Genomic DNA, 14,047 nt, shown 5'->3' with positions numbered 1-14,047 from the left:
TCAGAAGAAATACTTGAATCTGGCGCGCACGCCGTAACGCTGGTCGTTGTCGCCGTTGGCGATCTTGTTCTCGGCGTTGGCTTCCAGCAGCGAAACATAGGCGCCTAAATACACATTGAAATTCTTCATATTCATAATGTTAGGTATCTGATACGACGCGTGAACGGTGTGGATGTCGTAGTTGCCCGGCTCGCTGAGCGGATTGTGGATATCGGCGGCGATCCCGGCGGTATTGAACTCTTTGATGTTGTTGTGCGCATAGATATAACCCAGTTCGAAGCGCCGCCACAGCACGTTGACGCCGGCGGTCAAGTCCTGCTCGCCGGCGGCGTCCAGGTAGGCGGTGCTCAGGTTGGCCACCACGCCGTTATCCGGATCGGCCGCGTTGGTGTTCCAGCTCATGGTCATGCCGTAGCCGTTGCGCTTGGATTGATCGACGAAGCGGCCCTGGCTGTCCTGATAGCCGTAGGCATTATTCACCACGTTGCTTTCCATCGCCGCCGCGATGCTGAAGGCCTCTTTCTTCCAGGCGATCACCGGGCGCAAATAGGCGACGTTTTTCTTATTGTTCAGCGCATTGCCGTGGTAGCTGTTGTCCTGGAACAGCGAGGTGCCGTCTTCCACCAGCGTGTTCAGTTCGAAATAGACATCCCCGGCGTATTTGCTCAACATCAGGTTTCCGCCGCTGCTGCTGCGGCCACGGCCTTCTTTCATCATATAGATATAGCCAAAGCCGTCAGCGTAAAGATCGTTGGCGGTGTTGCCTGAATACTGAATGAAAGTGTCCTGATTCAGCGGGAACATGTCGTAGGCTTCGAAGCGGCCGATTTTGGTTTGCCAGTTCTTTTCATTGCCGAAGAAGAAAGCGGCGTCGTCCAGGTTCATTTTGCCGGTCATGTCCGCCAGCGGCTGGACGCTGAAGCCGGAGAAGTTGCCGTCCGGATTGCGGCGATAGCCGTCCAGCCCCACCAGAATGCGGCCGTTGATATCCCAGCGCTCTTTGTTGCCGGGTTTCCAATCCTTGTGATCGCTGCCTTTCAACGACGTCAGTTGGCCGCTGCGGCTGGCGCCGTCCAGATTGAACTCCACGTCGCCGTAGAGCTTCAGATCGTTGAAGCCGTTCAGTTTCAGCGCGCCGGTTGCGGGGGATTGCGTTTCCAGCGCGGCGGCGCGTTGCGCGACCCGCGCGGTTTGCCGCTCGGTGCTGGCGGTGCGCTGCTCCAGCTGTTGCGCCCGGCGTTCCGCCGCCGTGGCGCGGGTTTCAGCCTGAGCGGCGCGCTGTTCCGCCTGCGCCAGACGTTGTTCCAGCGCGTTAAGACGCGTCTCGATACTGCCGTCGCCGGAGGCCGCAGCGGCAGAAGTGGAGAGGAAAAGCCCTGTTGTTATCGCCAAATAGCTGAGTTTTTTCATCATCGTCTATCATCCGGGAAGGGTTGTTATTATTTTTTGCTAAATTGCTAAACCGGTTTTTCATGGCGAAAGATAACGATCGAGAAGCGGACTGGCAATCAAGTTTGCTAACCCGATTCAGCTATTGTGATCGAGTGCGCAAATCGTGGGGTTAAAAGACCACGGCGCCCAGGGGGTCGCCGTGGATGCAGAGGATCAGCGCAGAAAAGCGGCGAGCTCTTCGGCGCGCGGCAGGGCGGTCATGGCGCCTTTGGCGGTGGTGGCCAACGCGCCGCAGGCCTGAGCCTGGGCGATAATCGCCGGCCATTGCGCTTCTTGCGGCAATGCGTGAAGGCGCGCCAGCGCCGCTAACAGCCCGGCGACAAACGCGTCGCCGGCACCGGTGGTATCGACCGGCACGACAGGCGCCGCGCGGAAATGACGCAGCCGTTGGCCGTCATGCACGTAGACGCCGTCGCCGCCCAGCGTGACCAGCAACAGGCGCAACGGGTAGGTTTGCATCATCCAGCGGATGCCGTTCTCCACATCGTCAAGATGGCTGATGAAAACCAGCTCTTCGCGCGACAGTTTCACCACGTCCGCCAGCAGCAACGCCTTTTGCAGGCAGGGGCGCAGCGCTTCCGGTTGGCGCCAGATCTCTTCGCGGATATTGGGATCGAAACTGACCCGCCCGCCGGCCGCCCGAATGTTTTCCATTGCCGTAAAGGCCGCGCTGCGGCTGGGCTCCTGCGACAGCGCGATGGAGCAGAGATGCAGCCACTCGCCGCGTTGGAAGGCCGGCAGATCGTCAGGCTGTAAAAACAGATCGGCACTGGGCTGTACCATGAAAGTGAATGAGCGTTCACCGTGCTGATCGAGATCCACCACTACCGTGGAGGTGTGGTGTTCGGGATCCGAAAGCATATGGTCAATATCCACCCCTTCTTCGCTCAGCACCTGCTGCAGAAAGGCGCCGAAGCTGTCTTGCCCCACTCGGCCGATAAAGGCGCTGTCGCCGCCCAAGCGGGCGACGCCCACCGCCACGTTAGCCGGCGCGCCGCCGGGGCATTTAAGATAACTGTTTGAATTTTCTGGCACCAAATCGACCACTGCGTCGCCCAGCACCCATACGCGATTCGCCATGCTTAATCCCTGTTTCTACCGATGTCTGATGGGTGGCTAAAATAGAAGAACCGGTTTAGCAAAGCAATGAAATAATGCGTCAGGCGTTTGGGGAGTGAGGAAGATCAAAAAATAGGGCGGGTCAGGCGCAGGAAATACCGCCCGCGATGCGAGCGGGCGGTATGGATGAGCGAAGCGCCTGTGGTGTCAGAATGCGACGGAACCCTGCACGAAGAAGGTGCGCGGTTCACCGACGTACTTGCCGAAGTTATTGTCGTTGGAGCGGGTAAAGTAGCGCTGATCGAACAGGTTTTTCACCCCGGCGCCCAGCGTCAGGTTCGATAGCTGCGGCCCGAAATTATATTCCCCGCGCATGTTCCACACCATGTAACCGGCGATATTGCCGAACTGACCATCGGCGCTTTCCTGCGTGACGTACTCCGGCCCGGTGCCCGGCGAATGCTGTTTGGACTGCGCGTAACCGTCCAGATTCCATACCCAGTTACCGGTGGCGTAGCGCGTGCCGACGGTATAGACCTGGCGCGAGTAGAACGGCAGGTCTTTACCGGCGAAGTCGCTCTTGTCGGTGCTGGCCTTGGTGTAGGTATAGCTGGTGTAGACGCTGGCGCCGTCGAGCGCGCGGTTCAGCTCGCTGAGATCGTAGCTGAGCGCCAACTCGATGCCTTTGTGCTTGGTGGCGCCCATGTTGGTCCAGCCCACATCGTTGCTGATGTATTGCAGCTGATTATCGAAGTCGATATAGAACAGCGTGGCTTCGGCCTTGACCACGGTGTCGTCGTAGCGGGTGCCGAACTCATAGGTATGCGCTTTTTCCGCCGTCAGCCCCGGCGCAGGCTGGTTGCCGTTGCCGCCTTTGGTCAGCTGGAAATACTGCATGCTACCGAACGAGGTGTTGGCGTTGGCGAACAGTTTCCAGGCGTCGGACAGGTGGTACATCACGTTCAATGACGGCAGCGGTTCGCTGTAGCTTTTCTCGCGGCTGATGTTGTTGAACGAATCGTCCACGTGGGTGCGAATGCTTTCATAACGCAGGCCCGGCGTGACCGTCCAGTTGCCGACGTTAATGGTATCGTCGATATAGAACGCGTTGGCTGCGGTGCCGCCGGAGGTGTGCTGGTAATAGTCCGGGGTATCCGGCGTGGCGCCGACATTCGCCGGGTTATACCAGGCCGAACGCGACGCCTTTTCATCCATGGTTTCATTCAGGTAGCGGTAACCGAGGGTGATCTCGTGCGCCATATCCCAGAAGCGAAACAGTTGCGAATAGCTTGGTTCGATCGCCCAGGTCGAATAGTGGCGCGGATAGGACACCATGCGCCGCAATCCGGCATTTTTGCCGGTGCCTTCCGACTCGATGTTGCTGCCGCGGTAGCTGTCGGTGAAGTAGGTCAACACTTCGAACTGTTTGTCGTCTTCCTGATGTTTGTATTTGAACGACATATCCTTGCGGCGGCCTTCGAACTGGTCCCAGGGACGCGTGGACTGGAACGGGTTCTGCGCGTATTGCGCGCTGCTCAGCCCGCCCGGCATGCCGGCTTTGGCGTCGTAGTAGTGGAAATTGGCCAGCAGTTCGTCGCGATCGGTGAACGCATAACGCGTTTTCAGCATGAAATCGTCGATGTCGGTGTTGTCGTTGTTGTCGCGGTAGCCCTGGCCGTGCAGGCCGGAGTAAAGCAGCTCGGCGCCGAAGCCGTTATCTGCGGTGCCGCCCACCGAGGCGCTGGTCAGGGTCTTCAGGCCGCCGTGGCTGGCGCCCTGAGTTTGCACGCCGGCGGTGCCGCCAAACGCTTTTGGAATGTCGCGGGTGACGAAGTTGATCACGCCGCCGACGTTTTGCGGCCCGTAACGCACCGCGCCGCCGCCGCGCACCACGTCAACCGATTGCAGGTTGCCGATCGACAGCGGTGCCATCGACAGCTGTGGCTGGCCGTAAGGCGCGACGGCCAACGGAACGCCGTCCATCAGAATGGTGGAGCGCGGAGAAAGGCGTGAGGTCAGGCCGCGCACGCCGACGTTGAGCGAAATGTCGCTGCCGCCGGTGCCGTTGCTGTCGCGCACCTGCACGCCGGGCACACCGCGCAGGCTGTCGGCGATGGTTTGGTCGCCTTGCTCATGCATCTGCTGCTGAGTGACGATGGATCGCGCGCCCGGATGGTTGAGCAGCACCGAACTGGTATCAGGGTTGTCCAGCCAGTTGCCGACGACGGTTACCGTATCGGCATCGTTTTGAGATGAGTTATCAGCAGCAAGGATGGGGAAAGCAACGGCGATAGAGGTCGCCAGCAGGGAGAGGCGAAAAAGAATTGACATAATAATGCCTTAGAAGTTTCAGACCCGGATGTGTTTTTTTAGAAACGACAATCTTAATGATAATTATTGGCAAGTAAATAGAATTGTTATGGAATAGTTAAGCGGGTAACTACATGAAGGATGCCGGTAGCAGGGCCCGGTTGGCGGGCCCTGGCGGGGATTATTGCGGCGTAAGCCAGAAGACCCCGCTGTAATCCAGCGCGGTGAATTTCTGGTGCACGCTTTCGATATCCGCTTGCGGATCAATATCTTTAAACAGCGCCGGGTGCAGGAATTTGGCGATCGCCTCGACCGCGATAAAGTTGAGCGGCGTGTCGTAAAATTGATGATAAATCGCCATCACGCGTTTTTCTTTCACCGCTTTCAACACGTTAATGCCGGTGCGATCCAGCAGATGCGCCAGTTTCTTTTGGCTGGTGGCCATATCGGTGGTGTAGCCCAGCGGCACGGCCAGCGTACCGCGATGGCCACGGCTCCAGTCGGCGCCGGTCAGCAGATAGAAATCCGGATTGCTGGCGATCACCTGTTCGACGTTCACTTCACCGCCCATGTCTGAAAACAGTTTGCTGCCGATATTGTCGCCGCCGGCGGTATCGATAAACTGCCCGAAGCTGCCTTTGCCGAAGGTATTGCAGCACTGCTCGCCTTTGATGCCGGCGCTGCGTTCGATGAAGACGCTGGGGCGCTGCTCCGGTTTCAGCGTGGCGACGCGCTGGCGCACCAGCTCGAGGCGTTGCTGATAGAAACGGATAAAGGCGTCGGCGTTGGGCTGCTCGTCAAACACTTTGCCCAACAGCGCCATGCTGGCGACGGTGTTGGTCAGCGGCTGCTGGCGGAAATCGATGATCAGCACCGGGATGCCGACTTTTTCCAGCTGGGTCAGTACGCCGCTGTCCTTCAATTTGCTCAGCAGACCGATGTCGAAAATGATCAGATCCGGTTGGCGCACCACCGCGCTCTCCACGCTGAAGTCACTGGTGTAGGGGTTGTCGAAGGTGGGGATTTGCATGACCTGAGGGAATTTTTTCGCATAGGCCTCAACCAGATCCGGGGCTTTGACCTTCAGCGAGTTGTCCCAGGCGATGATGTTTTTCAGCGGCTCCTGCGGATGCAGAATATTCAGCGCCAACAGCGCTCGGGCGTCGGCCAGGATAACGCGCTTGGCCGGTTGCGGCAGCGTAACCTGACGGCCGGCGACATCGGTAACGACGATCGGCGCGGCTTGAGCGGCGCCGGCCAACAGCAAAACGCAGGCGGCCAGCCAGCGGCCGGCTTTGGCGATAAGAACAGCGGACATGGAGATCCTTGAGTAATCGGCTAGGAACGAGAACGCAATGATAAGCGATATCCTTTCGCTTTTTGAACCTCTTCGCTGTCGATAGGTTACTCCTGGCCCATCAGCGGGTCGCTGACGCTGTGTTCGCCATCCTCCAGTCGGCCCGCCAGGCGGCGCCGCCAGCCTCCGGCGCTGTGCAGCGCAAGATCATACCAACCGCCGCTGGCGCGGGCGTCAAACGTTTGGCGGTGGCTGCCGCCCGCAGGCAGCGTGATGGGCCACGGGCCTTGTTGCGTGTAAGGGCAGCGGTCGAGAGTGACCGTCACCGTTTCGGCACCTGGGTTATCCAACTGCAGCAGCAGGCTGCGGCCCGTCGGGCGCAAACGCACTTCCGGCTGCGGCCGGCTCAGCGCGCCGCGCATTTCACGATGAAAACCGTTGGGGCCGAGCAGCCACAGATGGTACTCGTCCTCCGTCTGCCAGTCGTCGCTGACCGCCTTGCCGGCCTCGACGGTATAGCGGCGCGGGATCTGCGTCAGATCTCGCCGGTCGTAGACGTGAAACACCGCCCCTTGCTCGCCGGTATTGAACAGGTTCAGCGTTACGCGCCGCTGCTCGGCCGCGACGCTGACCTCGACGTGCAGCTGATAGGGCAGTGCGCGAGAAGGGCGCGCCAGGCGGCGTTGGTGTGGCAAACGCTGGCGGGCGGGCGGCGGCAGCGGCACCTGCGGCAGCTGCTCCTGGCGTTGACGCAGACCGTCGGCGGCGTGGCGGCTGGTGGCGGGCAGGCTCGGCAATGCTTCGCCGTTAGGATCGACAAAGTTGAACGCCGAGGTGAGATCGCCACACACCGCGCGGCGCCAGGCGCTGATGTTGGGTTCATGCACCTGAAAGCGCTTTTCCAGGAATTGCAGCACCGAGGTGTGATCGAAGACCTGCGAATTGACCCAGCCGCCGCGGCTCCAGGGCGACAGCACCAGCATCGGCACCCGCGGGCCGGGGCCGTAGATGCGGCCGTCCGGCGGCGGCTGGTTCTGCGAGCCGGGCGGCGCCACGTGCTGGAAGATCTCGGTATCGAACGGCACCGTCGATTTACCGGCGAAGCTGCCGTCTTCGCGCAGCGACGGCGCGGAAGGCGAAGGCATATGATCGAAAAAACCGTCGTTTTCGTCGTAGTTGACCAGCAGCACGGTTTTACTCCACACCTCCGGGTTGTCGGTCAGCGCGTTGAGGATCTCTTGCGTGAACCAGCCGCCCTGCACCGGGCTGGAGGGATCGGGATGTTCCGAATAGGCCGCCGGCGCGATGATCCAACTGACCTGCGGCAGTTTGCCCTGCTGCACGTCGGTGCGGAATCCGGCCAGCATGGCGTCCAGATCGTTGCCGTCGGCGGCCGGCAGGGTGTTGCCGTTGCCTTTGTACAGCGGCGCGGTCGCGTTGAGCTCGTCGCGATAAGGCACGAAGGCGTTGAAGTCTTTTGGCGGCCGAGCCGGGTTGCCCACCTGAATGCTGGCGGCGCGGTATTGGCGAAAGCCCGCCAGCGGGTTGTCGGTAAAGTTGTCCGGCAGGAATTGGTACACCTTCCAACTGACGCCGCTCGCCTCCAGCCGTTCCGGATAGGTGGTCCACCGGTAGCCGATCTCTGCCGGGCCGGGGCTGTCCCATTCGTTGACCACTACCGCCACGTCGGCGGCGGACGGGCCGTTGGTGCCGGTCCAGTGGAACAGCCGATTGGTGTTGGTGCCGGCGTGGATGGAGCAGTGATAGGCATCGCACAGGGTGAAGGCGTTGGCCAGCGCGAACTGGAACGGCAGCTCCTGCTGGCGGTAGTAGCCCATCGAGGCCGGCGTTTTGTAGGTGGGCCAGGCGCTCATGCGGCCGTGATCCCAGGCGGCTTGCTCATCCACCCACGAGTGCGGCGTGCCGGTGACGCGCTGGGCGTTGCCGCGTTTGCTGTCCAGATGGTAGGGCAGCACCAGCCGTTCGGCGCCTTGTTGCTGCCAGACCAGGCGATCGCCGGGCAGTGGAATGGTAAATCGATCGCTGAAGCCGCGCACGCCCGGCAAGGTGCCGAAGTAGTGATCGAAAGAGCGGTTCTCCTGCATCAGGATCACCACGTGTTCGACGTCGCGCAGGGTGCCGGTGCGGTTATTGGCGGGAATGGCCAGCGCTTTGCGAATCGAGGCGGGCAACAGCGAGAACGCCGATCCGATGGCGGCAGCCCGCAGGATGTCTCTGCGAGAAAGGTCAGGCATGCGTCGTTAATCTCCGTCAGTGTGCTTTGAAGATAGCCGCTGACGACGATAATGGCGAAAAATAACAGGGAGATGAAAGCGAGAGAAACAATGCTCCCTGGCGGGAGCATTGGGGGATGGGGCTTACTGTCTGATCAGGCGGCCGAGCGTCGGCGCCGTTTCGAAATCGCTGCGGAAGGGGTTGATGTCCAGGCCGCCGCGGCGGGTGTAACGAGCGAACACGCTGAGTTTTTCCGGGCGGCAGCTCTGCTTGATGTCGTTGAAAATGCGCTCGACGCACTGCTCGTGGAATTCGTTGTGCTGGCGGAAGGAGATCAGGTAGCGCAGCAGGCTTTCGCGATCGATTTTGCGGCCTTCATAGCGGATCACCACGCTGCCCCAGTCCGGCTGGTTGGTGACCAGGCAGTTGGATTTCAGCAGATTGGAAGACAGCGTCTCCGCTACGTGCTCCCCTTGATCGGCCGCGCCGCTCAGGTATTCCGGTTTGAAGGCGAAGTCGTCGACCGCGATATCCAGATCGTCGATGTTGATGCCCGGCAGACGATCGATCTGAGCCGGATAACCTTCCAAACCCGGATAGAGCTTGACGGTGACCTGGCCATTGGCCGCCTGCGACAGATCCTTCTGCATGGCGGCGCTCACCTGTTCCACGCTGTCGAAGCGCGTTTGGTTGAAGCTGTTGAGATACAGCTTGAACGATTTGGATTCGATCAGGTTGGAAGAAGAGTGCGGGAAGGTAAATTCGCCGATGCCCACCACCGGTTTGCCCTTGCCGTTGAGCCACGACAACTCGAAGGCGGTCCACAGATCAAAGCCGCTGAACGGCAGCCGCCGTTCGTCCACGCCGATCAGATCGCGGCCGCGTGCGCGCGGCAAGGCTTCGAGCAATGCGGGAGCATATTGGTCCGGATAATCGGAGTTCGCGCCAAGATGGGTGATCTTATCTTGCTTTTGGATATGCATATTCATTGCCCTTTGCTTGTTCGGTATTGATGTAGCGGTTAAACAGACTGCGGGTGGCGTAAATCGGCCCGACGCCCAGCAGGGCGTAAACCACCTTGATCAGGAACTGAGACAGGATCATGGTTTTGATGATGTCCCAGCTCAGCACGTTGTAGAACGCCAGCGTACAGAACACCACGCTGTCGATGGCCGATGCGATTACGGTGCTGGTGATCACGCGCACGAACAGGTAGCGGGAGTTGGTCAACTCCTTGATCTTGCAAAGCAGATAGGAGTTGACGTTCTCGGAGATCAGATAGGCCGCCGAAGAGGCCACCAGCACCGCCATGATGCTGTGAACGATGCCGTTGTAGGTCTCGCTGTACTCCCACTGTGGAATGCTCGGCACCAGCGTCGTCACCCAGACGCCGAGGACGAAGGTCAGGTTGGCGATGAACGAGATGATGATGGTGCGTCTGGCCAGCCGCAACCCATAGAACTCGTTGAGAATGTCCACCAGGATGAACGTGAGCGGATAGATGAAGATCGCCGGCGGCGTGATGAGATTCAGCACCGGAATTTGGATCGGCTTGACGCCGCACAGCGTCGAGAAGATATAAATCACGCTGAGCGCCACGGTAATAATCAGGTAGGCGTACCAGGAACGTTCATGGCGATCGCTGAGCTCATAGGCGGTTTTTTGTTGATTGTCGCCGTAGAGTTTACGGTACAGCGCCTGCAGCTCGTGCCGGCTCAGATCTTCCGATATTTCGCTGTCGGCCAGCTCATTGAGCCCCATGGTAATGGTTTTGCCGGTGGCCAATACCATGACATTGGCCGCGATGGTGCCATGTCGGGTGAAGCCCAACAGCTTGAACTTCTGATTCGGTTCCATTTATAACCTTTCTCCAACGATATAACCCAGGAATTGCACCGTCTCCTGAAGGCGTTTGTCCATGCTTTCGCTGTCTTTGTCGTCAACCACAAAGAAGCCGCTTTTTCCCGAGTGATACAGCAAAGGTGAATCGCAAATCAGTACCGGCGGACGTTTGATGATAATGACTTCGCCCGGAATGAATGACCCTTTAATTTCGGTCTCTATTTTCATTGCCAACATGTTCGACTCATCGCCGAAGAAATAAGTCAAAGGAAACTCGGTGACCAGTTGCCCGATCTTGCGCTGCGAGACGGCCAGATAGCGCGACTGCGGGATCACCGGAATGGCGGAAGGGTTCTTGTTGCCTTCGGTGGACAACGTTTCGTTGAGCAGCTCCAGTTTTTCCAGATCGTAGTCTTCGATCTCTTCACAGGAGACACCGAAAAAATCGGAAATCCGATTAACGGTGGATTGCTGAACGTTGTTCACTCTTCCATCAAGAATTTTGTATAGGGTAGTGCGCGTCAGGCCGCTGCGGTTGGAAAAGGAAGCCTTGGTTTCACCGCGGGTACGCATTAGATATTCAATATTTTTAATGATGTTGATTTTGCGCTGTGCGTTGGGGGTTTTCATAGGCTGTCCTTACAAACATTACGCTGGCTTCACTATATCTTACGCGTTGGCGTTGTCCAGATAAAAAGGCGCAGGGAGTAGGATAACAGACTGATTATTTTCGTTAATTATTGCTTTCTGTCAGCGGCTTGGCGGGGGGCGGGCGACGTGGATGCGGAAGGCGGTTTGGGGAAATGATAAAGCTGTGCAAATCAATTGATTAGCTTTTGCTTATGGAAAAGTGAACACAAAAGCCAATTTTATGTTCACTTTTATGTTGACCAAAGGCGATTTCATGGGCTACTGTTCATGCAAGCTGAAGTTTTTCTTTACGATCAAAACACTGAAGCTAACGACTTTTATAATAAAAAGCTCAGAGGGGGATGTTCCCGCACTCTGAGCATAATGGATAGCTTGCTACCGACACCAGGGACCCTCATCACCACGGCCGTTTGTCTGCGCGATCGGCCTATTCCTTTGCGCTGAACTCCGCACTTTGCGAGCAATAAAACACTCCCCCATCATCGGAGGAGTGCGTTAACGCCTGTGCGAAAATCAGAGCGACTTCTGCGAGGCCAGGGGTTTTTGCGCCCGACTGAAGGCCAGTTTGAGCACCCAATACAGCAGGCTGGCGGCCACCAGTGAGTTGATGGTCGGTACGCCCCATTCGGTCGCCAGGCCAACGGCGCCGCCGGCGATGCTGGCGACGATCGCCGCCCAGCCGATGGTTGGGGTTTCGTTCGGCAACTGGCCCGTACGGCGGCTCTCGTCCAGGATTTTGCGGTGGCTGCGCAGCAGGTAATAGTCCACCAGCATGATGCCGATAATGGGCGGGAAGACCACGCCAAGCACCGTCAGGAAGTCGACGAAGCGGTCGAGAATGCCCAGCACCGACAGCGTGGTGCCCAGAATACCGATCGCCAACGTGGTGTAGGTGTACTTCAGCTTTTTGCCGGTGATGCCTTCCACCGCGTTGACGATGCCCAGCGAAGAGGAGTACAGGTTGAGATCGTTGACGCGCAGGGTGGAAAACACCACCACCAGCAAACCGGCGCCGCCGGCCGCTTGCGACATGATGGTGACCACATCCGCAGTGCCCAGGGTTTTGGCGATCAGGATAGCCAGGCCATTCACCACGAACTCGCCGGCGACGATGGTGAAGATCGTAACGCCGAGCACGTGTTTGCCGTTTTTGGAGTAACGGGTCAGATCGGGCGTCATCAGGCTGGCCACGATGGCGCCGCCGACGACGATGGTGATGCCGGCGCTGATGGTCAATGGTTCACCCGGCGGCGCCAGCTGGATGATCTCCTGCAGGTTATGGCCGGAAAGCGCGGCCACTGAAATATAGGCCACCAGAATAATGAACATCGGCACCGCGATACGGGCGGCGATGCGCAACGCCTTGAAGCCGAATGCCACCAGGATGGTCAACAGCGTGCCCGAGAGCCCGGCGGCCAGGCCAAAGCCCAGCTTATTGCCGAGCGCGAAATCGAGCGACTTGGCGAAAATGGCGTTTTGAATGCCGAACCAACCCAGCAGGCTGACGGCCACGACCACGCCGATCAGCACCGAGCCCAGGCGGCCAAAGCCGCACCAGCGCGCCAGCAGGCTGCCGGAAATCCCTTCGCGCATGCCCGCCATCCCAAGCCCATAGGTCACCACGCCGAAGATCAGGCTGCCGACGAAAATGGCGGTGAAGGCGTCAATCAGCGTCATGGAGTTGCCGAGCACGGCGCCGAGCATGAACTGGTCCAACGCGGTCAGCATGCCCATATGCACGATGGCCACGCTTAAAAACGAGACTCTTTTATCCTGCGGCACCCGGGTGAGCGGATAATCTTCGATCTTTATCACGGTGAGATCTTCCTTGCGGTTCAAATAAACTGAATGCCCTTGGTTATCAGGCGATCGGGAATGTAGTTATCCAGGTTGGCGTATTTGCAATACTCTTCAAACTGTTGCTGAGTATGCACGTTGGCCTTCTGGTAAATATTATAAATGCGGTTTTCGATGGTCTTATTGCTGACGTTATAGATTTTGGCGATCTCTTTCACCGTAAATCGCTGCAGCATAAGGAAAATGACATCGAGCTCGGCGCGGGTGAACAGCTCGTTGTTAACTTCGGTGGTCAAGATGCTGGGTTTTTGCTGATTGATGTATTTCAGCGGCGACAGGCTGTTCATCGGCTTGGCGTTCCAGATCACGCCGATCACCTGTTTGTCATCGTTGTAGACCGGCAGCTTTTCGCTGATAAACGGCGTCAGGCTGTCTTTGCCATACCAGTAGTGCGTCTCGATGACCGTGACCCGATCGCGCGCCGCTTCGGTCATCTTGTCATGCTCGATAAAGTCGGCGGCGGAATCGGCCCAGTCGGCGGGGAATTCGTGGTCATATTTTCCGGCGACGTCGAAATTCAGCGGCGTATTGGTATAGAGATAAGCGGCGCGGTTCATATAGAGGTGGCGGGACAGCTGGTCTTTGATGCCCCAGGGCTCGCTCAGGTGCTCCATCATGGTGATGAGGCCCTTGAAATAAGATTCATTATTTTTATGCGATGAACCCATACCCACCTCTGCGCCGCTCAGGCCGCGTTACAGGCTTTTAGCCAGGTAATGGCGGGTATGGCGATGCGCATAGTCACCCAGCTCGCCATAGACCCGGTAGCCCAGTTTTTCGTAGAAGCCTCTGGCCTGGAAATCGAAGGTATCGACGTAGGCCATATGGCAACCGCGCTTGCGGGCTTCTTCTTCGGCCAGCTGCATCAGTTGGCGACCGTAACCGCTTTTGCGGCATTGATCGCCGACCCAAAGATACTGTACTTCCAGGCCGCCCCACCAGGTACGTGCGACCAGACCGCCGACGATCTGCTGGTTGTCGTCGGTGACGGTCAGGAACAGCGGGTGAATGTCTACGGGCTGGGTTTTATGGTTGTGCGCCCAGAGGCTGTCGATAACGAACTCTTCATCCTGCGGGTTGGGTTTGTCGGTGATGTTAATATTCATTTTTAATATAATTCCCTGATTTAATTATTCAAATATGAACTAGACGCTTTCGCCCCAACCGCTTCTATTATCACTTTTATTAATGTATTTCAAGGGTGGTTTTCACCCTTTTCCGCCGTGCAGGCGGGCGCTTATAGTAAGCATCACAGGGTGAAGAAAATAGCGAAACAGGCAGTATTAAAACGCTGAAATGCCCTGCCAACACCATCTTTTCCTACTTGCGCCTCACCAGGGCCCC

At 58.1% G+C, this 14,047-nt stretch carries 11 protein-coding genes; all 11 read right to left on the bottom strand.

Features of this window, described 5'->3' with window-relative positions:
* The 11 genes from ACJ8IP_RS17100 to ACJ8IP_RS17050 all read right to left on the bottom strand — a co-directional run bounded on the left by ACJ8IP_RS17100 (nt 1) and on the right by ACJ8IP_RS17050 (nt 13,809).
* Complete coding sequence (locus ACJ8IP_RS17100; RefSeq protein ID WP_164057113.1) at nt 1–1,410, bottom strand: carbohydrate porin; 1,410 nt, start codon at nt 1,408–1,410, stop codon at nt 1–3.
* A 195-nt stretch (nt 1,411–1,605) separates the two neighbouring features.
* Nucleotides 1,606–2,532: an aminoimidazole riboside kinase gene (locus ACJ8IP_RS17095; protein ID WP_047573657.1), complete on the bottom strand. Its 927-nt coding sequence runs from the start codon at nt 2,530–2,532 to the stop codon at nt 1,606–1,608.
* A gap of 186 nt (nt 2,533–2,718) precedes the next feature.
* Entirely contained in the window at nt 2,719–4,842 is a 2,124-nt protein-coding gene (locus ACJ8IP_RS17090) for a TonB-dependent receptor family protein (RefSeq protein WP_164106434.1), read from the bottom strand.
* A 160-nt stretch (nt 4,843–5,002) separates the two neighbouring features.
* Nucleotides 5,003–6,139: an ABC transporter substrate-binding protein gene (locus tag ACJ8IP_RS17085; protein WP_033644639.1), complete on the bottom strand. Its 1,137-nt coding sequence runs from the start codon at nt 6,137–6,139 to the stop codon at nt 5,003–5,005.
* Nucleotides 6,140–6,225: 86 nt separating this feature from the next.
* Nucleotides 6,226–8,373, bottom strand: coding sequence for a phosphocholine-specific phospholipase C (locus tag ACJ8IP_RS17080; RefSeq protein ID WP_164106432.1), 2,148 nt, complete (start codon nt 8,371–8,373; stop codon nt 6,226–6,228).
* Between the two features lie 123 nt (nt 8,374–8,496).
* Complete coding sequence (queF, locus tag ACJ8IP_RS17075; RefSeq protein ID WP_046687812.1) at nt 8,497–9,336, bottom strand: NADPH-dependent 7-cyano-7-deazaguanine reductase QueF; 840 nt, start codon at nt 9,334–9,336, stop codon at nt 8,497–8,499.
* On the bottom strand, nt 9,314–10,210 hold the full coding sequence (locus ACJ8IP_RS17070; RefSeq protein ID WP_033644642.1) for a queuosine precursor transporter: 897 nt from the start codon (nt 10,208–10,210) through the stop codon (nt 9,314–9,316). The genes queF and ACJ8IP_RS17070 overlap by 23 nt, the downstream gene beginning before the upstream one ends.
* Nucleotides 10,211–10,825 carry a helix-turn-helix domain-containing protein gene (locus ACJ8IP_RS17065; RefSeq protein WP_033644644.1) on the bottom strand — a complete coding sequence of 205 codons (615 nt, stop codon included), beginning with the start codon at nt 10,823–10,825 and terminating at the stop codon, nt 10,211–10,213.
* A 534-nt stretch (nt 10,826–11,359) separates the two neighbouring features.
* A complete protein-coding gene (locus ACJ8IP_RS17060) occupies nt 11,360–12,661 on the bottom strand; it encodes a cytosine permease (protein WP_089192636.1) in 1,302 nt (433 codons plus the stop codon).
* Between the two features lie 20 nt (nt 12,662–12,681).
* Complete coding sequence (locus ACJ8IP_RS17055) at nt 12,682–13,371, bottom strand: helix-turn-helix transcriptional regulator (RefSeq protein WP_033644646.1); 690 nt, start codon at nt 13,369–13,371, stop codon at nt 12,682–12,684.
* Nucleotides 13,372–13,398: 27 nt separating this feature from the next.
* A complete protein-coding gene (locus ACJ8IP_RS17050; protein ID WP_019453029.1) occupies nt 13,399–13,809 on the bottom strand; it encodes a GNAT family N-acetyltransferase in 411 nt (136 codons plus the stop codon).
* Nucleotides 13,810–14,047: the final 238 nt, after the last annotated feature.

This window comes from Serratia sp. CY52157 (genome assembly GCF_052168495.1).
Classification (GTDB): Bacteria; Pseudomonadota; Gammaproteobacteria; order Enterobacterales; family Enterobacteriaceae; genus Serratia; species Serratia ureilytica.
This window is presented reverse-complemented; position numbering and strand designations above follow the sequence as displayed.

Excerpts from the sequence above, each read along its gene's own strand:
- ACJ8IP_RS17100 (WP_164057113.1), bottom strand. The coding sequence starts at position 1,410 with ATGAAAAAACTCAGCTATTTGGCGATAACAACAGGGCTTTTCCTCTCC.
- ACJ8IP_RS17055 (WP_033644646.1), bottom strand. The coding sequence starts at position 13,371 with ATGGGTTCATCGCATAAAAATAATGAATCTTATTTCAAGGGCCTCATC.
- queF (WP_046687812.1), bottom strand. The coding sequence starts at position 9,336 with ATGCATATCCAAAAGCAAGATAAGATCACCCATCTTGGCGCGAACTCC.
- ACJ8IP_RS17070 (WP_033644642.1), bottom strand. The coding sequence starts at position 10,210 with ATGGAACCGAATCAGAAGTTCAAGCTGTTGGGCTTCACCCGACATGGC.
- ACJ8IP_RS17095 (WP_047573657.1), bottom strand. The coding sequence starts at position 2,532 with ATGGCGAATCGCGTATGGGTGCTGGGCGACGCAGTGGTCGATTTGGTG.
- ACJ8IP_RS17080 (WP_164106432.1), bottom strand. The coding sequence starts at position 8,373 with ATGCCTGACCTTTCTCGCAGAGACATCCTGCGGGCTGCCGCCATCGGA.
- ACJ8IP_RS17085 (WP_033644639.1), bottom strand. The coding sequence starts at position 6,139 with ATGTCCGCTGTTCTTATCGCCAAAGCCGGCCGCTGGCTGGCCGCCTGC.
- ACJ8IP_RS17050 (WP_019453029.1), bottom strand. The coding sequence starts at position 13,809 with ATGAATATTAACATCACCGACAAACCCAACCCGCAGGATGAAGAGTTC.
- ACJ8IP_RS17090 (WP_164106434.1), bottom strand. The coding sequence starts at position 4,842 with ATGTCAATTCTTTTTCGCCTCTCCCTGCTGGCGACCTCTATCGCCGTT.
- ACJ8IP_RS17065 (WP_033644644.1), bottom strand. The coding sequence starts at position 10,825 with ATGAAAACCCCCAACGCACAGCGCAAAATCAACATCATTAAAAATATT.